This window comes from Paucidesulfovibrio longus DSM 6739 (genome assembly GCF_000420485.1).
Lineage (GTDB): Bacteria > Desulfobacterota > Desulfovibrionia > Desulfovibrionales > Desulfovibrionaceae > Paucidesulfovibrio > Paucidesulfovibrio longus.
This window is the reverse complement of record NZ_ATVA01000012.1, coordinates 259,154-283,446: the sequence shown is the minus strand read 5'-3', so window position 1 is coordinate 283,446 and position 24,293 is coordinate 259,154. Positions and strand designations below refer to the sequence as shown.

Genomic DNA, 24,293 nt, shown 5'->3' with positions numbered 1-24,293 from the left:
TAACAGAAACTTGCCTTTGCAGACAAGTCCTGATTTCTTTTTCATCCTTCTACCCCCTATTCACAATGCCGATAGGTACACCGCCTCGCCTATCGATGCTCAGGCCACGAGCCAGGGTTCGCCGGGCTTCCCGGCGGGCCTGGCCGTTCCCGAATTCCCTCCCGATCCGGCTGTTATTTTTTCCCCGGACCCTTTTCGGAGGGGAGCGGGCCGGACTGATTTCGTTTTCATGTTCGGTTCCGCGTGACATTTTCCCCGGATAATGGCATCAGTGCCTCCGGCGCGCGCAGGAGTCCCCGTCTCCTGCCTGCTCCATATATATAATGACCCAACCGGGGAGTTTTTACGTGGCCACGCTTGACAGCGGACATGAAAGCCCGTAAGTATCCCCTTCCGGTTTCACGAGAAGGAGCTTTAAGCAATGAAGACATACACCCCGACTCCTGCAGATATCAGTAACGACTGGATCGTGGTCGACGCCACGGACAAGATCCTCGGTCGCCTCGCCACCGAGATCACCCGTCGTCTGCTTGGCAAACATAAGCCCGAATTCGCCAACCACATGGACAACGGCGACTTCGTGGTTGTGGTCAATGCCGAGAAGGTCAAGGTCACCGGCCGCAAGATGGAGCAGAAGCGCTACTACAAGCACTCCGGCTTTCCCGGCGGACTGAAGACCAAGACCCTGGCTGAAATGTTGGAAAGAAAGCCTGAAAACGTCCTGCTCAAGGCCGTTCGCGGCATGCTTCCCAAGACCCGTCTCGGTCGGCAGCAGCTCAAGAAGCTGAAGGTCTACGCCGGTCCCGAGCATCCGCATCAGGCCCAGCAGCCCAAAACTCTCGATTTTTAACGCAGGTGGATGACCATGAGCGATTTTAGCTACGGCACCGGCAGACGTAAGGAATCCGTCGCCAGAACCCGCCTCTACCCGGCGGGCAGCGGACAGATCCTTGTGAACAACAAGCCCGTGAGCGAGTATTTCCCGCGCAAGGCCCTGCAGATGATCATTGAGCAGCCCCTGAAGCTCGTGCGTCTGCTGGACAAGGTCGACATCAAAGTCACCTGCGCCGGCGGCGGCATGTCCGGACAGGCCCAGGCCGTCCGTCACGGCATCGCCCGCGCCCTGGAGAAGATGGATCCCGAGCTGCGCCCGGCCCTGAAGCGCGCCGGCCTGCTCACCCGCGACGCCCGCACCAAGGAACGCAAGAAGTACGGTCAGCCCGGCGCCCGCGCCAAGTACCAGTACTCCAAGCGTTAAGCCGCTCGCGGCCACGCAAGGTTGTTCGAAAGGCCGATGCGCATGCGCATCGGCCTTTTTCATTGCCCCCGGCCCGGCCAGGCTTCGCCCGGCCCCCGCTCCTTCCTTGCTGCCCGGCGTCCGATCCTCCCTGGCCGACCGTCCCCCTTCCCCTCTTGCCGTCCCGCGCCCCATCCACTATGGTCCGCGCATGGCGAAACGCGAAAAACCCCGTCCGCACCTGCTGGTGGCGGACAAAGACGGCAATATCTACGACCACCCCGATCTCCTGATGCTTTGCCGCCGGGGAGGCGAGCTGACCCTGCCCCGGCCCGACGAGATCATGCCCCTGCCGCCGGAGAGCGAGTTCTTCCTCCTGCCGGGACGGCACGCCGTGGGCTTCGACGACGAAACCGGCGAGATCGAGGTCATGGAGGATCTCGCCGTGGCGGCGTTCGCCAGCCCGGCGCACACGGTCACGGGCGTGGCCGCCTATGCCCAGGATCCGGACGCCCCCGCCCTGCCGCTGCTCTCCTATGCGGCCATCGGCTTCGCCGAGGACAAGTTCTGGGTCTGCGCCAAGCAGGTGGACGAGGACAAGCGCCAGATCTTTTCCGGCATCGACCCGGAGCGCATCCGCGCCGGAGCGCACAACCTGCTCAAGCGCTTCCCGGAAAACCGGCTCATGCGCCACCTGGCGAGCTGCGCCCTGAACTACGGCTGCCCCGCGGCCAAGAACCTTTCCCTGGGCCGCTTCGAGTGCCCGCTGCCCACGTCCAAAACGTGCAACGCCCGCTGCGTGGGCTGCATTTCCCTCCAGCCGGAGGACTCCGGTTTCCCCTCGCCCCAGAACCGCATCGCCTTCACCCCCACGGTGGACGAAATCGTGGAGGTCATGCTCCACCACGGCACGCGCGAAAAACGCCCGGTCTTTTCCTTCGGCCAGGGCTGCGAGGGCGAACCCCTGACCAATTGGAAGCTCCTGGCCGAGGCCACGCGCACCTTCCGCGAACGCGGCGGAACCGGCACGGTGAACGTGAACACCAACGCCTCCCTGCCCGACGCCATGCGCCCCCTGGCCGAGGCGGGCGTGAATTCCATCCGCGTCAGCCTGAACGCGGTGCGCAAAAAGCCCTACGAAGCCTACTACCGGCCCAACGGCTACGCCTTCGAGGACGTGCTCCAGTGCATCCGGGAAGCCAAGAAGAACGGGCTGTTCGTTTCCCTGAACTATCTTTTCTTCCCCGGCCTGAACGACACCGAGGAGGAACTCGAAGCCCTTTCCGCGCTCGTGGACGAAACGCGCCTGGACTTCATCCAGCTCCGCAACCTGAACCTGGACCCGCAGCTCGCCCTGGACCTGCTCGGCCCGTATTCCCCCGGCCCGGCCATGGGCCTGATCAACTTCCGCAAGCGGCTGCGCAAGGCGCACGACTGGCTCAAGTTCGGATATTTCAATCCGTACCTTGGAGAATGATCCGGGCGTTGCACCACGAGACGAAAAAGGGCGCGCACCATTGCGGTGCGCGCCCTTTCGGCTTTCCTGAAGCGGGAATGAATCCGCTCCGCGCCTAGAACACGATCTCGACCTGCTCCTCGCGGCCTTCGCGCTCCACAATCTCGCCGATGACCGACGCGGTCACGCCGTGCCCGGCCAAGACCTCGATGGCCTTTTCCGGCTCGGGGGTGATGGCGATGTAGCCCACGGAGCAGTTGAAGATCTGGAGCATCTCCGGCCAGGAGAGCCCGCCCTGCTCACGCAGCCAGCGGAACACAGACAGTATTTCCCAGCTTCCGAAGCTGATCTTCGCGGCAACGCCGTCCGGCAGGACGCGGGGAATGTTGTCGTAGAATCCGCCCCCCGTGACGTGGACCATGCCGCGCACCTCGGCGTGCTCCAGCAGATCGAGCACGGGCTTGACGTAGATGCGCGTCGGCTCCAGCAACGTCTCGGCCACGCTCTTGGTCCCGCCGGGGAAGGGGTCGGAAGGCTTCAGCCCGGACTGGTCGAAGAGCTTGCGCACCAGGGAATAGCCGTTGGAATGCACGCCGGAGGAGGCCAGGCCGACAATGGCGTCGCCGGGGCGCACGCTCTTGCCGTCCACCAGCTTCGGCCGGTCCACGATGCCCACGCAAAAGCCCGAAAGATCGTATTCGCCGTCCGGGTAGAAGCCGGGCATCTCGGCGGTCTCTCCGCCGAGCAGCGCGCAGGCGGACTGGCGGCAGCCTTCGGCCACGCCGGAAATGACGGCTTCGGGGACGCCCTGGGTCAGCTTGCCCGTGGCGAAATAATCAAGAAAGAACAACGGGGCGGCGCCCTGCACGAGCACGTCGTTGACGCTCATGGCCACGAGGTCGATGCCCACGGTATCGTGTCTGTCGAACTGGAAGGCGAGCTTGAGCTTGGTGCCCACGCCGTCCGTGCCGGACACGAGCAGCGGCTCGGCCATGCCCGCGAGGTCCGGCCGGAACAGGCCGCCGAAGCCGCCGATTTCCGTGACCACTCCGGGGGTGAAGGTTGACTTGACCATATCCTTGATGCGCCCGATGAAGGCGTTTCCTGCTTCGATGTCCACGCCCGCTGCCTTGTAGGCGTCGGCGCGTCCCTTGGCATCGCTCATGTCTTGTGCTCCTTGGGGGTTGTCGGAAGGCCGGATGATAGGCGGGTTGGGCCTGGAGTTCAAGCCTTGCCGAGCCGGGAGGCGATCTCGTTCAGCACGGCGGCCAGCCGGTTCGCCTCCAGCGGCTTGCTCAGGTAGTCGTCCATGCCCTGGGCCATGAACTCCTCCCTGTCCCCGCTGCGGGAATAGGCGGTCAGGGCCACGATGGGGATGTCCGCCCGAATCCCCTCCGTTGCTCCGGAGCGTATGCGCCGCGTGGCCTCCAGACCGTTCATCACCGGCATCTGAATATCCATGAGCACCGCGTCGAAGGATTCCTCCCGAAGCGCGGCAAGCACCTGCTCGCCGTTCTCCACGGCGCGGACCTCGTGCCCGGCCTTTTGCAGCAGCCGCTCGGCCAGCAGGCGGTTGGTGCGTTCGTCCTCGGCCACCAGCACCCGCAGCCGGACGTTCGGCGCTTCGCTTGCGGGCTCGGGCTCGGCATCGGCGCGGTCCTGCGGCTCGTCCAGCACGGCGGGTTCGTAGGGCACGGTGAAGACGAAGCGGCTGCCCTCGCCGAGAACGCTCGAAACCTGGATCGTGCCGCCCATGAGTTCCACGAGCTGCTTGCTGATGGCCAGTCCGAGCCCCGTGCCGCCGTAGCGCTTGGTCAGCACGTCCTCGCCGAGCACGAAGCTCTCGAAGATGGTTTCCAGCTTGTCCTCCGGGATGCCCATGCCCGTGTCCGTAACCGTGAATTCCAGCATGGGCCGCGCCCCGCCGCCCTTGGCGGGCAAACGGCGCACATCGACCATGACCACGCCCCGTTCCGTGAACTTGACCGCGTTGTTCACGAGATTGATGAGCACCTGCCGCAGCTTGCCCAGGTCTGCGCGGATGGCGACGGGCACGTCCGGCTCGATGTTCTGCTCGCAGAGCACGCCCTTCTTGCCCGCGAGCACGGCGACCATGCTCCGGGCCGTGGTCAAGCCCGCGCGCACGTCGAACACTTCCGGCCGCAGCTTGACCTTTCCGGAGAAAAGGCTGGAAAGCTCCAGAAGCTGGGTCACGATGCCCAGGAGATGCTCGGCGGAATCAAGAGACATCTTCACGAGGGAGGACTGTTCGCCGGAGAGCGGGGTGTCCAGCAGCAGCCGCGACATGCCGATCACGCCCGAAAGCGGGGTGCGCAGCTCGTGGCTCATGTTCGCCAGGAAGAGGGTCTTGGCGCTGTTGGCCTGCTCCGCCTCCTCCTTGGCCCGCACGATCTCGCGTTCCATGCGCGTGCGTTCGGTCACGTCCTGGACGATGAGGAAAATCGCCTCTTCGCCCTGCAGGTGCAGCGCGCTGCCGAAGACCTCCACGTCGCGGACCTCGCCGCTGGCGAGCTTGTGCCGGGTGCGGATCAGGTTCCTCTTTCCCTCGCGCATGATCTCGACATTCCGGAGCACTTCCGCAGTCGGCTGCGCGGAAACGAACTGGCGATGCAGACCGATGAGCTTCTCGCGGGGATGGCCGTAGAACTCGACCGCAGCCTGGTTGGCGTCCAGAACCTGCCCCGTGGTCGCGTCGATGAGCAGCTGGACGGCGGCGCTTTCCTCGAACATGGCCCTATGCCTGCTCGTGCTCTCGACAAGGGCCTGCTCGCGTTTGCGAATCTCCTCGATCATCCCGGCGAACTCGCCTTCCACGGCGTCCAGTTCCGCGAAGCTGGAAATCCGCTCCAGGGATTCCCGGTAGTTGCCGCGCGCCGCTGCCCGGATGTTTTCCACGAACGAGTCGAGAGGCCGCAACAGCATCCGATCCAGCGCCGCCTGGAAGCGCAGAAAAACCAGCGAAGCGAGCAGGCAGAGCACGGCCAGGAGCAGTCCCATGGTCCGCAGCGCCGGCAGGACCAGGGCGGCGAGGGGCCGGGAAACGACGAGGACCAGCCCATGCTCGCCCACCCTTCTGGAAATGCCCACGTGCAGGGTTTCGCCTTCGGTGAAAAACGACTCCAATATGCCCGAAGAGCCGGAACCGGGGAAAATGTTCAACTGCCCGACGTTCTCCTGCTCCTCCACCAGGAATTTCTCCGGATGCACGAGCAGGTTGCCGTTTTTGTCGGCGAGCATGATCCGGTACCCTTCGGGCGCGAGTCGGAGCAGGTGCATGCGCAAGGCTCCCAGGTCCAGCTCGGCGACCAGCGTCGCGCCTCCGTTCCGGCGGTGGGCCATGTAGACCACCACCTTGCCGCTGTGGGCCGAGGAACGTGGCCGGGAAAGCAGATCGCCTTCGCCGTCGAGTTCAGACATCAGCTGCGGATAGGCAAGCCCTTCGCCGCCCGGCGGATAGATGGCCAGGGCGCGGCTTTCGGAGTCCAGCCAGAGCAGGCGGTCGAAGTGCGGATACAGTTCGAACAGATCCTTGAGCTGGGTCCGAAGCTTGTCCGCATCACTGTCGTTGCTTCTTTCGCTGAAAATGCGCAGGTGGCGCAGACTGTCGTCCACGTAGTCTTCCACGACCCGGGACACGGCCCCGGAGAGCAGTCGGCTCGTGGTCCGAAAATCGGACAGCAGTTCATAGGCCACGACGGCTCCCGCCGCCAGAATGCTCAGCGCACCGGGGAGCACGATCCAGATCAGGAATTTGCTTCGGACGATATCCTTGAAGGAAGGCAAGGGCATGGACACCTACTGCTGGTTCACGAACTCGCCGTTTTCAACGCGGATGATCCGGGTGCTGCGAACCACATCCCCATATTCGTCGAAACGCAGCTTGCCGTAGACGCCTTCGAACTCCCCTGTCCGCGAGAGGAAATCGCGGAACGAGTCGGGTGAATCCGCACCCACTTCCAAACCCCGCAGCAGAATCGTCGCCGCCTCGTAGCCGTAGGCCGCGGCGAAGCTGGGATTGTAGCCGTAGCGCGCCTGATAGTCCCGCTGAAACTTCACCAGGGGCGGATAATCCGAGTGGTCCACGAACCCGGTGGCGAAGACCGCGTTCTCCACGGCCGGACCTCCGAAGAAAAGCAGATCCCGGCTTGCGGGCCAGGTCGGCCCGAGCAACTGGATGGGAGAACGGCGCACGGCGACCTTCCGGGCGATGTCCGCCGCATCGCGCGCCGATGTCACCAGGAGCAGTCCGTCCGGCGAATACGTATCCAGGGTGTCCAGAAGCGGCTTCCAATCGTCGCGATCCCCGGTCCGGAAAAAAATCTGCGCGGCGATTTTTCCGCCCAGCTGGGTGAAGCGGCGCTCGAAAGCCTCAATGAAGGTCTTCACATATTCGGCGTTGTTCTTGTCGCCGACGGAGACGATGGAACGCAGCCGCAACACGTTTGCGGCATAGTCGGCCAGGGCCTCGCCCCAGTCCACGTTGGTGGAAATGACCCGGAAAAAGAAATCCCTGCGCCCGCTCAGGCTGGGAGTCGCCACCGTGGGGGAGATGATCAGCCCGTCGAAGTCCTGCATGACCGGCCAGGCGGCCACGGCCTGTCCGCTCGTCATGGGGCCGACCGCAGCCCGGACTCCCTGGGACGCGAGGGAGCGAAAAGCCTCCAGCGTCCCGTTCGAAGTGCTGAAGTCGTTCACCGCGAGCAGGCGCACGGGCCTGCCGCGCAATCCGCCCGCCTCGTTGACGTGCTCGATCGCCAGCCGCACGCCGTTTCGCCCCTGAACGCCAAGGTCCGAATATTTGCCGGTCAAAGGTCCGACATACCCAATCAGCAGGGGATCGCTTCCCTGGCAGGAAGCGAGTGCGCCCATGAAAAAGACGAGTATTGCGACGACGGCCCTAGTATATCGCATATACCTCCCGGCACGGTGGATTCCAGAGCGAGGCTAGCACCCCCATCTCTTTCTGTCCATAATTCCTCCCAAGCGGGCGTGTTTTTCGGTCCGGCGCTTGCATCCATGCAGTCAAATGAAATTCGCGCCCTCTGCCGGGCAAAGGGGTAATCATGCGTTCCAGATTCGCCATGCTTGCAGCGGCATTCGCAATGGTGGCCGCTTTTTTGCTTTCCGCCGGTCTGGCGCACAGCCAGAACAAATTCCCCAACAGGGACACCGCCAAGAACCGCCAGGACGACACCTGGGGCACCCGCAAGAGCGAGGGCCGCAGCTATTTCGGCACGGACCAGAACGAAAACGAGGTCTGGGGCTACCAGCCCGCCGATCCCAAGGAGCCCGTGGACTGGTACGACAAGATCGTCATCACCGTGGACCCGAACGTGGACTGGCCCTCCGGCGGAAAAACCAACACCACCACCCAGAGCAGCACGAGCGTCACCTCCGGGGGGGAAACCAACTCGACCACGACCACCACCACGACCAGCACGCCCAACGAGTAGCGCCCTGATACGGAACATGGCGAAGCAGCCGGAACGGACAAGGCCATGGTTCCCTTTTTCCCGCGCTTGCCGTAAAAGCGGAAAACAGGGAGGTGGAACATGCGCCGAGCCGAACTCTGGGAGCCCATCAGCGAAAACAGGGTCCACTGCCGTCTGTGCCGTCAATATTGCGTCATTCCCGACGGGGAGACCGGACTCTGCGGGGTGCGCGAAAACCGGGGAGGCGTGCTCCATTCCCTGGTCTACGGCAAAGTCGCGGCCCTGAACCTCGACCCCGTAGAGAAGAAACCGCTTTATCATTTCCTTCCGGGATCGCAGACCTTTTCCTTCGGCACGGCGGGCTGCAACTTTTCCTGCGCCTTTTGCCAGAACGAAACCCTCTCCCAGACGCCGCGCAACGGCGGCGGCGTGCCTGGACGCTCCGCCTCGCCGGAGGAGCTGGTCACGGCCGCGCTGCGCAACCAGGCGCGCTCCATCTCCTATACCTACTCCGAGCCCACGGTCTTCTTCGAGTTCATGCGCGACACCGCGGCCGAGGCCCAAAAGGCGGGCCTCAAGAACATCCTCGTCTCCAACGGCTTCCAAAGCCCGGCCTGTCTGGAGCAGCTCGGCCCGCTGATCCAGGCCGCCAACATCGACCTCAAGGCCTTCACCGACAAGTTCTACAAGGAACTCTGCGGCGCGCGCCTGGCGCCCGTGCTGGAAAACCTCAAGACCATGCGGGGAATGGGCTGGTGGCTGGAGATAACGACCCTGGTCATCCCCGGCTGGAACGACTCGCCCGAGGAGCTGGGCCGGATCGCGGACTTCATCGGCCAGGAGCTGGGCAGGGACACGCCCTGGCACGTTTCGCGCTTCCACCCGCAATTCCGCATGGCCACCACGCCGCCCACGCCCGTGGCCACGCTGGAAACGGCGCTCCAGGCCGGAAAGGACGCCGGGCTGCGCTTCGTCTACATCGGCAACGTGCCCGGTCACGATGCGGACAACACCTACTGCCGGGACTGCGGGGCGCGGCTGCTGGAGCGGGTCGGGTTCGGCGTCGCGCGAAACGACGTGCAGGACGGCAAGTGCGGCAGATGCGGCGTCGCGGTCCCCGGCGTCTGGAAATGATCGACGCAGGCAGGCGGACAGCGCGGACAGGCGCGCAGGCGACAAGCCAAGGCCACGGTTGCCAAGGCCCGGCATTTTCCGTATCAGTAGCGTCCGCGTCGGGGCGTGGCGCAGACCGGTAGCGCGCCTGCTTTGGGAGCAGGATGCCGGGGGTTCAAATCCCTCCGCCCCGACCATGATCGTACCGACAGCCACGGCCAATGAAGTATTTTCGCTTCATTGGCCGTTGGTACGAACAGGTCCAGACGACTTTTCCCTCGGCCTCGCATCCGCATCCTCCTGAATCTTTTCACATCTCCGCAATCCCGCAGGAACCGGCACGCGCCGTGGGTCCGGCAGGCCGGAGGCTTCCGGCGGGAGCCTCCCCGTTCGTAGCGGGTTTTGCCCTGCGGGCGATCATGCTAGGGGATGTGAAACAATCACGTAGCAACCCCAAAGGCAGGAAGCATGATCGCTAAAAATGTCAAAGAGGTCCAAGGCATCCAGGTCAAGGAAACGAGCTTCAAGGGACAGCGCCGCGAGGTCAAGGGCGTGACCGTCCGCTGGCTCTCCAAAGCGGGCAGGGACGCGGAAGGCCAGCCCGAATACGGCCTGCGGCACTTCACGGTGGAGCCGGGCGGCGTCATCCCTGCGCACGACCATTTCTATCTCCAGACCATGTTTATCGAATCCGGCGAGTTCGAGTGCTACGCCTACGATCCGGAAACAGGCGAGCCCGTGGAATCGCGCGTCTGCCGCCAGGGAGACTGGGTCTATACCTCGGCCCGCGAACCGCACGGCATGCGCAACATGAGCGCAACGGAACCGGGAACCTTTCTCTGCTGCATCTGCAACGTGTACAGCGACGAAGACACGCTCTGAGGCAACGGGCGCTCCGCGCTCGGCGTCCTTGCGGATCATGCCGGGCGCGCGCTCTCGCCTCCGCCCCTAGAGCCGCATCCGCATTTCGTGCCAGGCCGCGCCGCCGTGCGTGGAGGCCGAAAGCCCGCAGTGCGCGAATCCGAGCTTCTCATAGAAGCCGATATGAAAGTCCTTGCAGAGCAGCAGGACGCACGCCTTGCCCTGGGTGCGGGATTCCAGGACGAAGCGCTCCATGAGCTGCCGGGCAATGCCCTGCCCCTGCCATTCGGGCCGCACCGACAGGGAAAAGACCACCATGTTCCTCCCGTCCGGGTCGTGGCCCACCAGCTTCTTGAAGGCCTCGTCCGTGATGTCGTTCCTGCTCGTGGCCCCGCTGTTGATCATGCCCGCGATTACGGAATCCGTCCCGGAAATGTCCTCGGCCACGTAGAATCCCTGCGGGAAAACCCTGATGCGCTCGGCCACCGAATCCGGCTCCGCAGCCTCGTCCGGAGGAAAACAGGCCGCCTCCACAGCGCAGCAGCCTCGCCAGTCGCCCTCTCGCACCCGCCGTATCAATACGCTCATCCAGTCTCCTTTCTGTCGTGCGCGGCCCGCCGCGCTTTTTCCGCAGCCTCGCCGCCGCATATCGCGGACAAGCCGCTTATATTTTCCCCATCGCCGCGCCGCAACGCTTCTGTCCTGTCAGCACCCGCGCATCTTCCTCTTCGCCATATTTCAACCCTCGGATTTCATGTCGAATTCCCATGACATGGTATGGACTGATGAAACATTTTATTTTATCAAGAGCAACGGACTGAAGCAGTTGCATTGCAATCTTCTCGCCGACGCTGTTCTTGCTGAACCCAGATTTTCGCATCGCGCCAGCGCGCCCTGACACACGGAGCTTTCCATGCGCACGACGACACGTTTTCCCGGCTTTCCCGTCCTGTCCAGCTGCCTTTGCGCCCTCGCCTGCGCGGCAATCCTGCTTGCGACCCCGGCCCTGGCCGACGCTCCCCCTGTCAGCGTGGACGACCCCATGGGCAGCAGCGTTTCCAGCCTCGGCCTGACCTCCATGGGCTGGCTCGGCGGAGTCAGCAGCGGCCAAGGCACGCACTTCAGCCCGACCAGCGTCGCCGAGGCTTCCGGCGCAGAAACCGGACTCGCCGCAGGCGACGAGAACACGGGCCGACTGGACGCCTGGTTCATAGGCTCCCTGGCGGGGAACATCGAATTCGACGGGAAGGATTCCGGCCTGAACGGCGGAATCGGCCTGACCTGGGATACCGGGGACGAATGGCGATTCGGCGGCGGCCTGTTCGCCAACTCCCGCGACCTGGAAACCAATTACACGGGCTCCCAGCAGATCGACGCCTTCGGACCGGGCGTGTTCGCCGTCTACAGCCCCGCGGGCACCGGGTTCGAATTCAGCGTCAACGCCCTGTGGCAGACCGTGGACCTGCGCCTGGAGCGCGGCTATCTGCAGACCGGAGTCGAGCGCACCTCCACCGGCACCACGGATGCGGAAGTCTTCGGGCTGTCCGGCCGCGTGCAGTGGACCACGGCCGTCACGGACGACGTCTCCCTGACGCCCTTTGCCGAATATCTCTGGCAGAGCGTGCACATGGACGGCTATTCGGAATCCGAAGGCCCCACCCTGGCCAGCTTCGACTCCCGCGACGACCAGAGCAATCTCACCCGTCTGGGCCTCCAGGCGGACTGGAACCTTTTCGACGGCGCGGACACCTGGGCCTGGCTGGCCTGGAACCATCGCTTCGAGGATGAATCCTCGTCCCTGACCGGCAGCACCACCGGCATCGCCTCGTTCCACCGCAAGGGCTCGCCCCTGGACCAGAACTGGGGGGACATGGGCGTCGGCGCGAGCTGGCAGCTCACGGAACGCCTGAGCGCCACCACCAGCCTGGGCTACGCCTTTGGCTGTTCCGACTATACCGTGCCCGACCTCACCGCCACCGTGGGCCTGAACTGGCGCATCTGGTAGCGCTGCGACCGAAACTTCTCGGCCAAGCAGCCGAAACCAACGGGGGACGCCTGAAGCGAAGGCGTCCCCCGCTGCTTTTTCCGCTTCGCGGCAAACCGGGAACGCAAAGGCCGCCGGGAGTCGGGTTCGCATTCACCTGCCGCTTTTCGGCAAGGCAAGCTCCCGCAGCAGTTCCGGCCAGCGTACGGCCCAGGCCGAGCCGTCATGATCCAGCCCCGGCACGACCACGATTCGGACATCCGTCCCCTGCGGCAGGGCGCGGCAGAAACTGCGGGCCACGGCTTCCGGGACCACGGCGTCCCGCTCTCCCACGAAATGCCGCTGCGGAACATTTCCCAGGCGCGGAGCCGCGTCCAGAGCGTTCAGCGACCCGCTCAGCGCAGTCACCCCGTGCAGACGGGTCCAGAGGGCGTGGTCCAGGTTCCCGGCGACCGTGACCAGCCCGGCCACGTCGGAACGCTCCGCCGAGAGCAGCGCCGCCACGGCCCCGCCCCCGGAATAGCCGAACAGCACCGCGCGCTCGGCCCCGGACGTCTCCATGGCCAGGGTCAGCAGGGCGTCCTGGGCCTGGATCGCTTGCGGAGCGAAACGCCGGACCGTCCACCAGCCCGGCTCGCACTCCCCGGCGCAGACGTATTGGCACGGGCGGCCCAGATAGGCCACGGCAGGAGCGGGATCTGCCAGGGCGAGAAGCAGGGCCGCCGGGACTCCGGGCGTGGGATCCAGGGAAGGACTGGAAGAGGTGGCATAGGCCGCGCCGTCCCCTTCGATGTAGACGTGCAGCTGCCTTGCGCTGCCGCGCAGCCATCCCGCAACGGGAAGCGGGGCCGCGACGCCGATGCGCGCCCAGGCCGGATCCGCGTCCATGCGAGCGGCCCAGCGGTGGCCCCCGGCGGCGCATCCCGCGACTCCAAGCAGCACCAGCAGCGCGGCGCAGATCCGTTTCATGCTCGATGCCTCCTCCGGTTGCCCGGCAGGCCGGGACGCCCGCCGAAGCCCGCCTCCGCATTCGGCGACGCCCTGCGGAAGCCACGGCGCGCGCGCCTCTCACGACGCTTGCGCACTCCCGGCTTTCGTGAAACATTCGCCCCGCTCCTGGCCGCCCTCCCACTTCGGACAGGCCGGACAAAGGATACGATGATGATCAAAAAAACCTGCCGGGCCATTTCCAATCTGCTGGCCAAGGTGCCCAGCCTGGGCTGGGCGATTTGCTTCCTGGCCCTGATTCCCGTGTTCGCGGGCATATTCACCCTGCACAGCGACGGCTTCTACCACACCACGGTGCGCCACGAACAGTCCTGGCACGACCTGCGCCAGCGCATCGCCGCGGGCGTGCACGACTCCATCGCCCGCTCCGCGGGCTTCGCCTCCGAGGACAAAATGGCCCGCCGGGCAGGCAAGGCCGTGGACCCGGAAGGGATTCTCGTGACCAGCGTGGAGCCGGACGACGAGGGGCTCAGCCTGCGGCTGCTCCTGCCCGTGGTGGACGAGCTGCGCAACACGGCGGAAACCCGGCCCGTGGGCGTGCTGCTCACGGACGTCTACGGACTGAAGAAGGACGTGCAGGGCAAGACCGTGCACTATTACCTGGCCGTGCCGCAGGGCGGGGAGCCTTGGCCCGTGCCCGCCTCGGCCATCTTCCCGGGCGACGCGGCCTACCCCGGCGGGGACGCGGCCATACTGCCCGTGCCTTCGGCCCTGCACCGCGACATCCGCACCCTGCTGGACTCGGCGCGCGGCTTCCCCTCGGACAACGAAAACGTCTTCTGGCGGATGTTCTACCTTTCGGCGGTGTCCATCACGACCCTGGGATACGGCGACATCGTGCCCATCAACAACACCACGCGCTGCCTCGTTTCGGCCGAAGCCATCCTGGGGCTGGTCCTGGTGGGCCTGTTCCTGAACTCGCTCTCCCACGAGCGCGACCGCCAGGAGTAGCCGGGCCGCCCGGCTCAGTCGAAGTCGGCCAGGAGCGCGCCCACCTGGACCCCGGCGATCTCCGAGGTCTCGCTGTAGAGCCCGCGCAGACGCCAGACCGCCTGGTGCAGCTGGTCCGCGCTGATGCCGTTCTTGATGGCGGCGTAGGCCTCGATGAACGCGGCCACGCTGTCGCACATCTTGAGCAGCTCGCCGTCCTTGGGGTCGAAGCCGTCCGCGTTGAAGCGGCGCGAAAGCTCCTCGCTGCCGACCTTCTGGACCTTGCCCCCGCGCATCACGCAGGCCGCGAATTCGGAGCCGATCTCCTTGCCGAGATAATATTCGAGCCGGGCCGCGATGTCCTCGTAGCCGCCGCTGCGCAGCGGCTGCAATACCTGCCGCTCCAGCTCCTTGTCCTCGTATTCGTGGATCAGCCCCGCTATTTCCGGCGCGGATTTCTTCACCGGGGAAATGATGTCCCGCGTGAGCAGCTCCGGCAGGTCGTGAAACAGGCCCGCGAAGAAATTGTTCTGCCTGCGGGCGCGGCAGGCCCCGATCTCCAGGCTGAAGAGCCAGGCGTAGGCCGCCACCAGAAAAACATGGCCGAGCACCGTGGTTTCGGGCACGCGCGGCGTCTGGGACCAGCGCTGCTGGAAGCGCAGGTGGCCGCAAAGCGCGGCCAGACGGGCCATGGCCCCGGCGTCGGCCTCGTCGCGCAGGCCCGCGAGCAGCTCGGACACGCCGACCACGTCCTGCAACGCCTCCAGGCGGTCCAGAAAGCTGCGCTCGATCTCGTCCATGTCGTAGCCGGACGGGTTCAGCCCCTTGATGAGCTTGAATTCGGAATAGCTGGCATAAAGGTGGGCCGAGGTGAGGATGCGCCGGGCCAGGGTCGAGTCTTCCGGCACGGCGAGCCATTCGGACATGCGGCGGTTGAACTCCTCGCCCATGGGCGCGAGCAGCGGGCGCAGCGTCTTGAGCACCCAGCCGGAGAGCTTTTCGTAGTGCTCCGGATTGGCCTTGATCTGATAGAACACCGGGGGCTTGATGTCCGTGATCACCAGCCGGAAGAGGTAGTCGTACATGCCGCCCTCGACCACCTGCTCGCCCAGGGCCAGCCGCGCGCCGTCGTCCAATCCCCGGCTGTTGAGCGTGAAGAGCAGCCAGGCCACGATCATCTTGTGCGACTGCTTGTCCACTTCCACCAATTGCAGCGGCCGCAGCTTGTCGTTCCAGCGCTTCATGTAGGCGCCGGAAAAAACGAGATCCAAAAGTCCCTTGCGTATCGTGGGGCGGTTCATGCGTCTCTCCCTGTTGCTCCGTCTCTACATGGCCCCGGCGTCAAGCTCAAGCCGCGACACGGGACGGCTCGCGCGTTCCGCAACGGCACCGTTGCCTTTTACGCAAAAAAAAACTAAATAAGTTCAGAACGAAAAACCGATTCCATCCCAAGCTCCAGGAGGACCACCGCATGGCCATGAAGAAGATCATGCTCGGCGCCGACGGCTCCGAACACTCCAAGCACGCCGCGCGATACGCCGTGGACCTGGCCAAGGCGTTCGGCTCCAAGGTCGTGATCGTCTCCACGTATCGCGGCCAGACCATCGTCACCGAAGACCCCGCGCACCAGTACACCATGAAGGAGATGCGCCGCAGGGCGAAACACATCCAGGCGTGGTATCAGGAACTGATGGTCAAGAACGAGGTCGAGCACGAAAGCCTGCTCCTGGACGGCCCCGCAGCCCAGGCCATCGCCGACGCGGCGGAGCGCGAGGAAGCCGACATCATCATCATCGGCTCGCGCGGGCGCTCGAACATCGTGGGCATGATCCTCGGCAGCACCGCGCACATCCTGCTGCACATCGCCCGCTGCCCCGTGCTGGCCATCCGGCTCAAGCACCGTCTGCCCAGCGACAAGTAGCCGCCGGACAACAAGAAAAGGCCCGGAGCGCAATGCGTTCCGGGCCTTTTTTATTTCCGTTGCGGTCTAGGCGGGATCAATTGGCCGCCGCTTCCCGCGACGCCCCCGCCCCGACATACCCGCTCACGATCCTGTCCACGGTGCCGTCATCAACCATGCGCCGCAATTCCCGCTCCAGGGCGTCGAAAAGCGCCACATTGGGAGAACGCCTGGAAACGCCCAGGTACAGCTTGATGCGCTCATCCGGATGATATTTGGTCTTGACGATGCGGCTGAGAAGCCCAAGCTGCCGAAGGTGGTAGTCCACTTGGCAGTCCGTGCCGACGAACACGTCGATGTGCTCTTCGAGGAGCATGTCGATGAGCATCTGTTCCTGGGCCACCATGACCTTACTCAGGCCCTCGTCCGAATCGAACGGGTCGAAATATGCCGAACCGCGAGTAAAGCCGATGCGCAGACCGCGCAGGTCGCCGTAGGTGCCGACCTCGCCGTCCTTTGCGTCCGCGAGCCGGTAGAATGCCGGCGCGCACATATAATAGGGTTCTTTCGCATAGCGGACGTAGACCTCGCGTTCCGGAGTCCTTGCCAGCCCGGTCATGAGGTCCACACTGCCGCCTTCCATGTTCACGAGGCAGCGTGCCCAGGGCATGATTTCGAATTTCATCTCGATGCCCAGGCGCTTCGAGAGAACGTTCATGAGGTCGACGTCGATTCCGCCGAGACCCTCTGGCCCCCGGATGCGGAACGGCGGCCAGTAGTCCGTGGCCACGGACAGGGATTGCCCGGCTCCGGCGGGCACCGGGTTCAGGCTGGCCGCGGCCACGGCAAGGACCATCAGCGAAGCCGCCAGACTTCGCCATGCCGTCCGGACGAGGCGCCTCTGCAACGTTTTCCAGCCACTATACGGCGCTGCGCTCCTTTTTCGCATGTCACCCTCCCGCAGATGTATGGAAAGAGCAGTTACCCTACCCTACCACACTCCCGCGCCGAGAGCAGCTTTTTTTTCCGGATGCGCGTCGCTCCTACGCCTCCGCCCGTTTCAGCAGGGCCACGCATTCCACATGCGCGGTATGCGGGAACTGGTCCACGGCGAGCAGGCGCACGGGCTCGTAGCCCAGCAGGGCGATGTCACGCGCCAGGGCGGGCGGGTCGCAGCTCACGGCCACGATGCGCTCCGGGGCCATCCGCTTCAGCGCCTCCACCAGGGGCACGGACATGCCGCCGCGCGGCGGATCGCAGACCACCACCTCGGCCTTGGGCAGCCGGACCGGCTGCTCCGGTCCGCCGTCCAGGTCCACGACCTTGAATTCGCAATTGGTCAGGCCGTTGGCCTCGGCGTTCCTGCGCGCGTCGAGCACGGCGGCCTCGACCATCTCCAGGCCCAGGACGCTTTCGGCCTTGCCGGCCAGGGCCAGCCCGAAGCCGCCCGCCCCGCAGTAGAGGTCGAGCACGCGCTCTCCTCCCTGGAGATCGGCGAAATCGAGGGCCGCGGCGTAGAGGATCTCGGCGGTGTCCGTATTGGGCTGGAAAAAGGCGTCCGCGGAAATGTTGAAGCGCAGTTCGCGGTCCCCGGCCTTGATGCGTTCGGTGAGCCGCTCCAGGCCGAGAGTCAGGATGCGCCGTTCGCCGAAGGCCAGCTCCTGGGCGCTCTTGCGCGTGGAATGGGCGAAGCCGTCCACCCCCACTTCGGCCACGAGGTATTCGCCCAGGGCGGCGGCCGCTTCGTAGTGTTCCTTTTCCAGCGAGGTGATCAGGTGGACCAGGATGCGCTCGTCCGTCCGGCTCTGGCGCACCACGAGATGCCGCCAGAAGCCCTTGCGGTTCTTGGGCGACCAGGAAGGCGCGCCGCTCTCGCGGCAGAATTCCCCGGCCTCGCGCACCACTTCGATGGCCTTGTCCGACATGAGCCCGCAGGCGGGCACGTCCACAACGCGCTTGCCCCCGCGCACGCGCAGGCCCAGGGCCAGCCCCGCGCCCACGCCTTCGAAGGCGAACTCCATCTTGTTGCGGTAGGCGCGCGTCCGGGGCGAGCCCACCGGGGGCAGCACCTCGGCGAACTCCACTCCGCCGATGCGGCGCATGGTCTCCTCGACCTGCGTGCCTTTTTCGCGCAGCTGCGCCTCGTAGGCCAGGTTCTGAAACAGGCAGCCGCCGCACTCGCCGAAGTGGCGGCAGAACGGCTCGGCAGCCTCGGGCGAGGGGCTGACCTGGTCCACGAGAACGGCCTCGGCGAACCGCTTCTTGACCTTGGTCAGGCGCGCGCGGACCTTCTGGCCGGGGACGGCGCCCTCCACAAAGACGACGCGGCCGTCCACGCGGGCCACGCCCCGGCCGCCGTAGGCCAGGGACTCGACGAGACATTCGATGATTTGATCTTTTTGCATGATTCGCAGTGTATGCCTTGCGGCGTGCCGGGGAAACCCTTTTCGGATGATAAGGGCCGATTCCGGGCGCGCCGCGGTTATGACGTTGTGCTGGGAATTCGAAACGCGGGCGCGGGAACCGCCGACGCAGGCCCCGCGCGTCTCCGGCGCATTGACACGACCGGGCCGGATTCCTTAGCCTCTTTCCGCATGATCGACAAGGCCACCGCCCTTGAGGATACCCTGCGCCGCCTGGACAAGCTGCCCGTGGGCCACTGTCTGGACCTGCGCAGCTACAAGCGCGACCGCTCGCTGCTCCTGCGGCGCGTGGGGCCGGACGCGTTCGAGATCCTGGAGGACGGATTCGTGCGCGAGCGGCACGAGTCCGACGCCAAGGGATTGCGCCGTCTGCTGAAGACGCTGCTGAAACGCGAATTTCCGCGCTCCACCAAGCTGCGCCTCTACCAGCTCGGCGACGGCGACCCTGAGCAGTCCCGAAGCCTGAAGAAAATCTGATTCGTCGGGCAGCTCCGCCCGTTATTTCCCGCCTTGCCCAAAACCGGGCACTCCCCGCACGTCCACCAGCTCCAGCGAAAAATGCCCCACCGCCACCTGGCTGCGGATGCGCACGGGAATGCGCCGCTCGTCCGCCGTGAACCACATCTCGATGCGGGCGTCGTCGCTTTTCTTGAAGACCCCGCCGATGTCCCTGGTGTCCGGCTCGACCCGGAAGCAATCCAGGTCGCCGAAGGGCGTTTCTATGGTTTCGCGCCCCACCACCCGGCCGGAGCCGGGCACGATCTTGCGCCCGTCCGTGACCAGTCCGCTGATGACCCGGTCCTGAAAGAGTCCGTGCGTGCGGAAATGGAAGAGCACGGACAGGGAATCGAGCACGTCGCCGGGCAGGTCCAGGGTGTTCTTAAAGCCCTGGATGCCGCGATTTTCCAGGGTCATGCCCTGCCAGTCGAAGCTGAGCAGGGTGTCCTTCTCGTAGTCGCCCTCGCGCTGGCGCTGCTCGAACCTGAGCGTGCGGTCCACGGCCATGTCCGTCCAGGAATCGATGGTGTCGCGCACCTTGTAGAAGGAATCGATGAAGTCCGACGTGCGCGCCTCGGCGTGAAAGTGGCGCGCGGGCACCCCCTGGATCTCGGTGTCCGGCATGATTTCCAGCGTGGCCTGGCCCGCGTAGACCACGGTCCAATAGATTTCATAGGTGAACTTTTCGCCGGGGCCGTATGGGTAGGTCCGCTTCAACCCGGCGAGCGCCGGAGAGGCGAGCAGGAGCAAAAGCGGCAAAAGCCACAGGACACGGGCACAGCGCCGGAGCGTTGGTTGGTTTGCGCACATGCCCTTCCATGCGTGCGGAGACCGGTTTCGTCAAGCCCTGCCCGGAATGCGCGGAATGGGAGCGGTCCGGCTATTGCGTCCTGCGCGCCTCTTTCGGCGGAGCGTCCATTTCCTACTGCATGGGTAGCACTTTTTATTTTTTATTGACACGATCTCGAAACGCTTCTAGCTTTCGTAACACAAAAATCATCTTGATAACACAAAACGGAGGTAAACCATGAAATCGTATCCGCGCACGTTCCTGCCGCTCCTGCTCGCCCTGGCCGTCCTGGCCCTGGCGGTTCCGGCGCAGGCCCACGAATTCCTGCTCAAGCCGGTCAAGCTCACCGTGAAAAAAGGCGAAACCGTGCCCTTCTCCGTGGTTTCGTCCCACGTGATGATGATTTCCGAGGAAGTCGAGCCCGTGGACCACGTCAAGCTGTCGTTGGTGGAAGGCAAGAAGTCCGCTCCGCTGAGCGTGGCTCCCAACCCGGCCCTGCTGACCCTGGACGGCCAGTTCGCCCCGACGCGCGAGGGCACGGCCATCCTGGCGGGCGACCGCGAGGGCATCGTCTGGACCCAGACCACCGCGGGCTGGGTGGAAGGCTCCAAAAAGGGCCAGAAGGGCGTCATTTCCAGCAATCTCTATGAGAAATTCGCCAAGACCCTGATCACCGTGGGCAAGGGCGACGACGGCTGGAGCCGCGTGCTCGGCCAGAAGCTCGAAATCGTGCCCCTGTCCGACCCGACCGCGGCGCGCGTGGGCGACGAGATCGGCTTCAAGTTCCTCTACGACGGCAAGCCCTTTGCGCCGGAAAACGTTCTGGCCACCTACGACGGCTTTTCCCTGGAAACCATGACCTTCGCCTACTCCACGGAACCGGGCGACGACGGCACGGCCAAGGTCAAGATCACGGCGCCCGGAGTCTGGATGGTCCGCATCCAGCACAAGATCGACAAGCCCACCGCGGACTACGACGGCATCGCCATGCGCGCCGTGCTGGTCTTCGAGGTGCGCTAAATGACGCGAGAGGTTCGGAAAACCGCGCTGGGGGTGCTCGCGGCGCTGCTCCTTCTCGGACTGGGCCATGCGGCCCTGGCCTCGGCGCACGGCATCCGCAGGATTCACTACGAGCAGACGGCCACGGTGATCGAAACGGCCTTTTCCGACGGCACGACCGCGAGCTTCGCCCAGGTGCTGATCTACGCTCCGGGCGGCGGGGACACGGAATTCCAGAACGGACGCACCGACGCCCGGGGAAGATTCGCGTTCCTGCCGGACCGGCCCGGCGTGTGGCGGGTAAAGGTCGATGCGGGCATGGGACACGGTTTTGACATGGAAATCGAGGTTCCGCCCGAATCGTGCATGCCCTGAGGCGTTCCCCCGCTCCGGGCAAAAGCGAACCGCCCGCGCATCCTTCCGGGTGCGCGGGCGGTCATTTGCTTCGGCCTGGCCGCGGCGGCTAGTGCTTCATGCGTTCCACGAGCATGAGCTGCATCTGCTGGCCCAGCTGGCGGTCGTAGCCGGAATCTTCCATGAGCGCGCGCAGGGCCGCCATGGGCTCCATGGCTTCGGCGTAGACGCGCTTGGTGGTCATGGCGCACCAGGAATCCACCAGGCCGCAGATGCGCCCGATCTGGGTGATGTTGTCCGCGTTCTTCTTCTGCGGATATCCGGAACCCGTGAGCCGTTCGTGATGTTCCAGAACGCACTGCTCCAGTTCCGGATGCTTGATGTCCAGCTTGGCGAGCATCTCCACCCCGTGCATGGGATGCTGGAGAATCTTGTTGCGCTCGTCCGTGGTCAGCGGCTTGTCCTTGTCCAGGATGAACTTGGGCACCTTGCTCATGCCCATGTCGTGCAGGAACAGGCCCAGGGTCAGGCGGTCGAAGAAGGTGCGCTTGACCCCGCCCTCCTCGAAGTTGTTCGAATTGATGAAGCCGTAGAGCGCGAGCCCGGCCACTCCGCAGTTGAAGCTGTGCTTGGCCAGGGAATGTTCCTTGTGCAGACGCCGCAGCAGCGCGCGCACGCGGTGGATGTCGAAGATGAGGTACTCGGTAAGCACCATCAGGTCGGCGTAGAGCTTCTCGAAGACCGGCTTGACCGGCTGGTCCAGAAACTCCTCCATGCGCCGGGTCAGGGCCTGGGTGAAGATGTCCGCGATCTCCCGCTCGTGCAGGTTCTTGTCGATGAGCACGAGGTCGAGCTGATAGCTGATGTGCTTGACGTAGACCGCGTGGTCCTTGCGCGAGACGAAGATCAGGCCCTGCTTGGTCAGCTCGGGCAGCTCCTCTGCCTGCTGCGTGGTCAGCCGGCCGCCCACCTTGTAATAAGGGAGCAGGCGGACAACGTCCTCCTTGAGCCGGAAGAGGTCCAGGGGCGGGCGGAACTTGTTGAAGCTGCCGAGGATGTCCTGATTGACCTGGTAGTATTCCTCGTTCAGCCCGTCGGGAACGTCGCTTTTCGGCTTGGCCATGCTATTTCTCGTATACCTTGACCACGTTGGTCTGGGTTTCGAGCTGCCGCTTGTTGGTCGGCTGCCCGGCCGTGAGGATCACGGAGTCGCCTTCAAGAAACGCGGCGTGCTCCCGGATGAACCGCTCGCAGCGCTCCTGGTGATTGCTCTCGTCCTCCGGCGGCACGGCCGGGATCACGCCCCAGGAGAGCTGCGTGAAATGTCGCGTCCGATCGTCGCCGCTCAGGGCGTAGATCGGCTGGCGCGGTCTGCATGCCGAGAGAATCCGCGCCGTGGAGCCGGTCCTGCTGTGGCAGACGATGGCCCTGGAGCGGGTCTTGTCCGCGAGCAGGCAGGCCGCGTAGGCCAGGAACTTGCCCGGCTGGTCCTCGTAGTCCGGGGCCACGGGACGCGCCGACGTGTCCTCGAAATGAAAGGCCTCGGCCTGGATGGCGATCTCGCCCATGTAGCTCACGGTTTCCGAAGGGTAGCGGCCTATGGCCGTCTCCTCGGAAAGCATGATGCAGTCCGCCCCGTCCAGAATGGCGTTGGCCACGTCCGTGGTCTCCGCGCGCGTGGGCATCGGGCTGGAAACCATGGATAAAAGCATCTGGGTTGCGACTATAACGGGTTTTCCGGCACGGTTGCAAGCGCGGATGATCCGCTTCTGCAATGCGGGCAGCGTGGGCAGGTCGCACTCCAGGCCGAGGTCGCCGCGGGCCACCATGACCCCGTCCGACTCCTCGATGATGCGGTCCAGATTCTGGATGGCCTGGGGCCGCTCCAGCTTGGCCACGATGGGCAGCACCCTGCCCTTCTCGCGCATCAGCGACTTGAGCCGGGCCACGTCCTCGGCCTTCTGCACGTAGCTGATGGCGACCATGTCCACGCCGAGATCCAGGCCCACGTCCAGGTCCGCCCGGTCCTTGGCCGTGACGGCCTCCAGGCTGATGGACTTGCCGGGAAAGGAGATGCCCTTGCGCGGCGGGGCGATGCCCGCGTTCACCGCGACCATGCGCACGAGCAGGTCGCCGATGCGCTCCGTGACCGTGAACCGGAGCATGCCGTCGGAAAGGGCCACGACCTCGCCGGGCCTGAGGCTGCGCAGGATGTCGGGCTGGTCCAGGCAGATGACCATTTCCTCGCGGCCTTCCTCCTGGCCGGGCGCGCCGAGCAGGATCTCCGCGCCCTTGGTCACCTCCAGCGTGCCGAGGCCGATGTCGCAGGTGCGGATCTTCGGTCCGGAGAGATCCTGGAGAATGGCCAGCGTCTCGCCGGTTTCCTTTTCCAGGCTCCGGATGATGGCCACGAGCTTCTCGAACCCCTCGCGTCCGCCGTGGGAAAAGTTCAACCGGAAAATGCGTGCCCCGGCACGAACCAGGCCTCGGATCGATTCAAGAGTGTCCGTGGCCGGTCCCAGTGTGGCGATGATTTTCGTGCGCATGTCGTTCTCGTCCTCCTCCGCCCTCGCGGGCGGCGTTGGTCGTTTCTTTCCTTCATTTCTACGGTGCCTCGGAATGACTGACCATTATTTATGGGCAGGCGCGCGGAACTCTCTCGGACCCGGCCGCGAAAACTCCCGCAAGCAAGGTATATTCTCATTTTCCGGAAAGGTGAAAACCTTTTTCCTGTTGACAATGTCGCCTAAAAGGGGCACGGGGTGGTGAAAGGGTGTAATTAAGTGGGAAAATGAGGGGACAAGTGGGATCACCCGGAACGGACGTGGGAACCAAAGCATGAAATTTCGAGGGCACGCGCATCGCAATCTGGACGCCAAAGGGCGTCTGATCCTCCCGCCGGACTTCAAGGACCTGCTCCTGAAGGACAAGGCGGAAGGCTCCGTGGTGCTCACGCTCTTCGACAAGCACGTCATCGGCATGACCCCGGAGCAGTGGAGCGCCACGGAAAGCGAGCTGGAAAAGGTCAAGAGCCCCAGCCGGGAATTCCAGCTCATGAAGCGCATCCTCTTCTCCGGATACGTCGAGGTGACCCTGGACGGCCAGGGCCGGCTGCCCATTCCCGCGCATCTGCGCAAGAGCGGACGGCTGGACAAGGAAGTCGTGGTCATGGGTTCCGGGCATCGCTTCGAAATCTGGTCCGCTCCCGAACACGAGGAACTGCTCTCCATGGATTTCGACGTGTCCGGGGAAATGGCCGAAAACGGCGTCAACCTCCCGTTCTAGGC

The 24,293-nt window shown here is 64.7% G+C and carries 25 protein-coding genes and 1 tRNA gene; 14 read left to right on the top strand and 12 right to left on the bottom strand.

What is annotated here, in order from left to right:
- Positions 1-421: 421 nt before the first annotated feature.
- The 3 genes from rplM to G452_RS0105950 all read left to right on the top strand — a co-directional run bounded on the left by rplM (position 422) and on the right by G452_RS0105950 (position 2,714).
- Complete coding sequence (rplM, locus tag G452_RS0105960; RefSeq protein WP_022661350.1) at positions 422-850, top strand: 50S ribosomal protein L13; 429 nt, start codon at positions 422-424, stop codon at positions 848-850.
- A 15-nt stretch (positions 851-865) separates the two neighbouring features.
- Entirely contained in the window at positions 866-1,258 is a 393-nt protein-coding gene (gene rpsI / locus G452_RS0105955; protein ID WP_040368340.1) for a 30S ribosomal protein S9, read from the top strand.
- 190 nt (positions 1,259-1,448) lie between these two features.
- On the top strand, positions 1,449-2,714 hold the full coding sequence (locus G452_RS0105950; protein ID WP_022661348.1) for a radical SAM protein: 1,266 nt from the start codon (positions 1,449-1,451) through the stop codon (positions 2,712-2,714).
- Positions 2,715-2,808: 94 nt separating this feature from the next.
- Here the strand turns inward: G452_RS0105950 and purM are convergent, their stop codons facing one another.
- From purM to G452_RS18280, 3 genes are read right to left on the bottom strand one after another with little or no spacing between them, the layout of a single operon-like run.
- Complete coding sequence (gene purM, locus G452_RS0105945; protein ID WP_022661347.1) at positions 2,809-3,858, bottom strand: phosphoribosylformylglycinamidine cyclo-ligase; 1,050 nt, start codon at positions 3,856-3,858, stop codon at positions 2,809-2,811.
- A 59-nt stretch (positions 3,859-3,917) separates the two neighbouring features.
- On the bottom strand, positions 3,918-6,503 hold the full coding sequence (locus tag G452_RS20465; RefSeq protein ID WP_022661346.1) for an ATP-binding protein: 2,586 nt from the start codon (positions 6,501-6,503) through the stop codon (positions 3,918-3,920).
- A 6-nt stretch (positions 6,504-6,509) separates the two neighbouring features.
- Positions 6,510-7,583, bottom strand: coding sequence for an ABC transporter substrate-binding protein (locus G452_RS18280; protein ID WP_040368291.1), 1,074 nt, complete (start codon positions 7,581-7,583; stop codon positions 6,510-6,512).
- A 194-nt stretch (positions 7,584-7,777) separates the two neighbouring features.
- Here G452_RS18280 and G452_RS0105930 point away from each other — a divergent pair, with 194 nt between their 5' ends.
- The 4 genes from G452_RS0105930 (at position 7,778) to G452_RS0105915 (ending at position 10,141) form a co-directional block, all read left to right on the top strand.
- On the top strand, positions 7,778-8,167 hold the full coding sequence (locus G452_RS0105930; protein ID WP_022661344.1) for a hypothetical protein: 390 nt from the start codon (positions 7,778-7,780) through the stop codon (positions 8,165-8,167).
- Between the two features lie 99 nt (positions 8,168-8,266).
- Complete coding sequence (gene amrS, locus G452_RS0105925) at positions 8,267-9,280, top strand: AmmeMemoRadiSam system radical SAM enzyme (RefSeq protein WP_022661343.1); 1,014 nt, start codon at positions 8,267-8,269, stop codon at positions 9,278-9,280.
- 99 nt (positions 9,281-9,379) lie between these two features.
- Positions 9,380-9,456: transfer RNA gene (locus G452_RS0105920), tRNA-Pro, on the top strand.
- 271 nt (positions 9,457-9,727) lie between these two features.
- Positions 9,728-10,141, top strand: a complete 414-nt coding sequence (locus G452_RS0105915) for a cupin domain-containing protein (RefSeq protein ID WP_022661342.1) — start codon at positions 9,728-9,730, stop codon at positions 10,139-10,141.
- Positions 10,142-10,207: 66 nt separating this feature from the next.
- Here the strand turns inward: G452_RS0105915 and G452_RS0105910 are convergent, their stop codons facing one another.
- Both G452_RS0105910 and G452_RS0105905 read right to left on the bottom strand, forming a co-directional pair.
- Entirely contained in the window at positions 10,208-10,708 is a 501-nt protein-coding gene (locus G452_RS0105910) for a GNAT family N-acetyltransferase (RefSeq protein WP_022661341.1), read from the bottom strand.
- 76 nt (positions 10,709-10,784) lie between these two features.
- Positions 10,785-10,952 carry a hypothetical protein gene (locus G452_RS0105905; RefSeq protein WP_155887569.1) on the bottom strand — a complete coding sequence of 56 codons (168 nt, stop codon included), beginning with the start codon at positions 10,950-10,952 and terminating at the stop codon, positions 10,785-10,787.
- Between the two features lie 81 nt (positions 10,953-11,033).
- On the opposite strand from G452_RS0105905, the gene G452_RS0105900 reads away from it, so the two are divergent.
- Positions 11,034-12,125 (top strand): autotransporter outer membrane beta-barrel domain-containing protein, encoded by a 1,092-nt coding sequence (locus G452_RS0105900; RefSeq protein ID WP_022661339.1) that lies wholly within the window; start codon positions 11,034-11,036, stop codon positions 12,123-12,125.
- Positions 12,126-12,257: 132 nt separating this feature from the next.
- On the opposite strand, the gene G452_RS21660 is transcribed toward G452_RS0105900, so the two are convergent.
- Positions 12,258-13,073 (bottom strand): alpha/beta fold hydrolase, encoded by an 816-nt coding sequence (locus G452_RS21660; RefSeq protein ID WP_022661338.1) that lies wholly within the window; start codon positions 13,071-13,073, stop codon positions 12,258-12,260.
- Positions 13,074-13,265: 192 nt separating this feature from the next.
- On the opposite strand from G452_RS21660, the gene G452_RS21655 reads away from it, so the two are divergent.
- The gene (locus tag G452_RS21655) at positions 13,266-14,063 is read left to right on the top strand and encodes a potassium channel family protein (protein WP_022661337.1); all 798 of its coding nucleotides are present in this window, start codon (positions 13,266-13,268) and stop codon (positions 14,061-14,063) included.
- Between the two features lie 14 nt (positions 14,064-14,077).
- Here the strand turns inward: G452_RS21655 and G452_RS0105885 are convergent, their stop codons facing one another.
- Complete coding sequence (locus G452_RS0105885; RefSeq protein ID WP_022661336.1) at positions 14,078-15,343, bottom strand: HD domain-containing protein; 1,266 nt, start codon at positions 15,341-15,343, stop codon at positions 14,078-14,080.
- Between the two features lie 170 nt (positions 15,344-15,513).
- Between G452_RS0105885 and G452_RS0105880 the strand changes: the two genes are divergently transcribed.
- Positions 15,514-15,963, top strand: a complete 450-nt coding sequence (locus G452_RS0105880) for a universal stress protein (RefSeq protein ID WP_022661335.1) — start codon at positions 15,514-15,516, stop codon at positions 15,961-15,963.
- Positions 15,964-16,039: 76 nt separating this feature from the next.
- Here G452_RS0105880 and G452_RS18265 read toward each other — a convergent pair whose 3' ends face one another.
- Both G452_RS18265 and rlmD read right to left on the bottom strand, forming a co-directional pair.
- Positions 16,040-16,798 (bottom strand): substrate-binding periplasmic protein, encoded by a 759-nt coding sequence (locus G452_RS18265; RefSeq protein ID WP_022661334.1) that lies wholly within the window; start codon positions 16,796-16,798, stop codon positions 16,040-16,042.
- A gap of 187 nt (positions 16,799-16,985) precedes the next feature.
- On the bottom strand, positions 16,986-18,347 hold the full coding sequence (gene rlmD / locus G452_RS0105870) for a 23S rRNA (uracil(1939)-C(5))-methyltransferase RlmD (protein WP_022661333.1): 1,362 nt from the start codon (positions 18,345-18,347) through the stop codon (positions 16,986-16,988).
- Positions 18,348-18,536: 189 nt separating this feature from the next.
- On the opposite strand from rlmD, the gene G452_RS0105865 reads away from it, so the two are divergent.
- Entirely contained in the window at positions 18,537-18,842 is a 306-nt protein-coding gene (locus tag G452_RS0105865; RefSeq protein WP_022661332.1) for a hypothetical protein, read from the top strand.
- A gap of 21 nt (positions 18,843-18,863) precedes the next feature.
- Here the strand turns inward: G452_RS0105865 and G452_RS18260 are convergent, their stop codons facing one another.
- On the bottom strand, positions 18,864-19,622 hold the full coding sequence (locus tag G452_RS18260; protein WP_235619589.1) for a DUF3108 domain-containing protein: 759 nt from the start codon (positions 19,620-19,622) through the stop codon (positions 18,864-18,866).
- A gap of 268 nt (positions 19,623-19,890) precedes the next feature.
- On the opposite strand from G452_RS18260, the gene G452_RS0105855 reads away from it, so the two are divergent.
- Both G452_RS0105855 and G452_RS18255 read left to right on the top strand, forming a co-directional pair.
- Positions 19,891-20,673 (top strand): DUF4198 domain-containing protein, encoded by a 783-nt coding sequence (locus G452_RS0105855; RefSeq protein ID WP_022661330.1) that lies wholly within the window; start codon positions 19,891-19,893, stop codon positions 20,671-20,673.
- Positions 20,674-21,027 (top strand): hypothetical protein, encoded by a 354-nt coding sequence (locus tag G452_RS18255; protein ID WP_022661329.1) that lies wholly within the window; start codon positions 20,674-20,676, stop codon positions 21,025-21,027.
- 88 nt (positions 21,028-21,115) lie between these two features.
- Here G452_RS18255 and G452_RS0105845 read toward each other — a convergent pair whose 3' ends face one another.
- Positions 21,116-22,129: an HD-GYP domain-containing protein gene (locus G452_RS0105845; RefSeq protein WP_022661328.1), complete on the bottom strand. Its 1,014-nt coding sequence runs from the start codon at positions 22,127-22,129 to the stop codon at positions 21,116-21,118.
- 1 nt (position 22,130) lies between these two features.
- Positions 22,131-23,552, bottom strand: a complete 1,422-nt coding sequence (gene pyk / locus G452_RS0105840) for a pyruvate kinase (RefSeq protein ID WP_022661327.1) — start codon at positions 23,550-23,552, stop codon at positions 22,131-22,133.
- Positions 23,553-23,844: 292 nt separating this feature from the next.
- Between pyk and G452_RS0105835 the strand changes: the two genes are divergently transcribed.
- Positions 23,845-24,291: a division/cell wall cluster transcriptional repressor MraZ gene (locus tag G452_RS0105835; RefSeq protein ID WP_022661326.1), complete on the top strand. Its 447-nt coding sequence runs from the start codon at positions 23,845-23,847 to the stop codon at positions 24,289-24,291.
- Positions 24,292-24,293 lie beyond the last annotated feature (2 nt).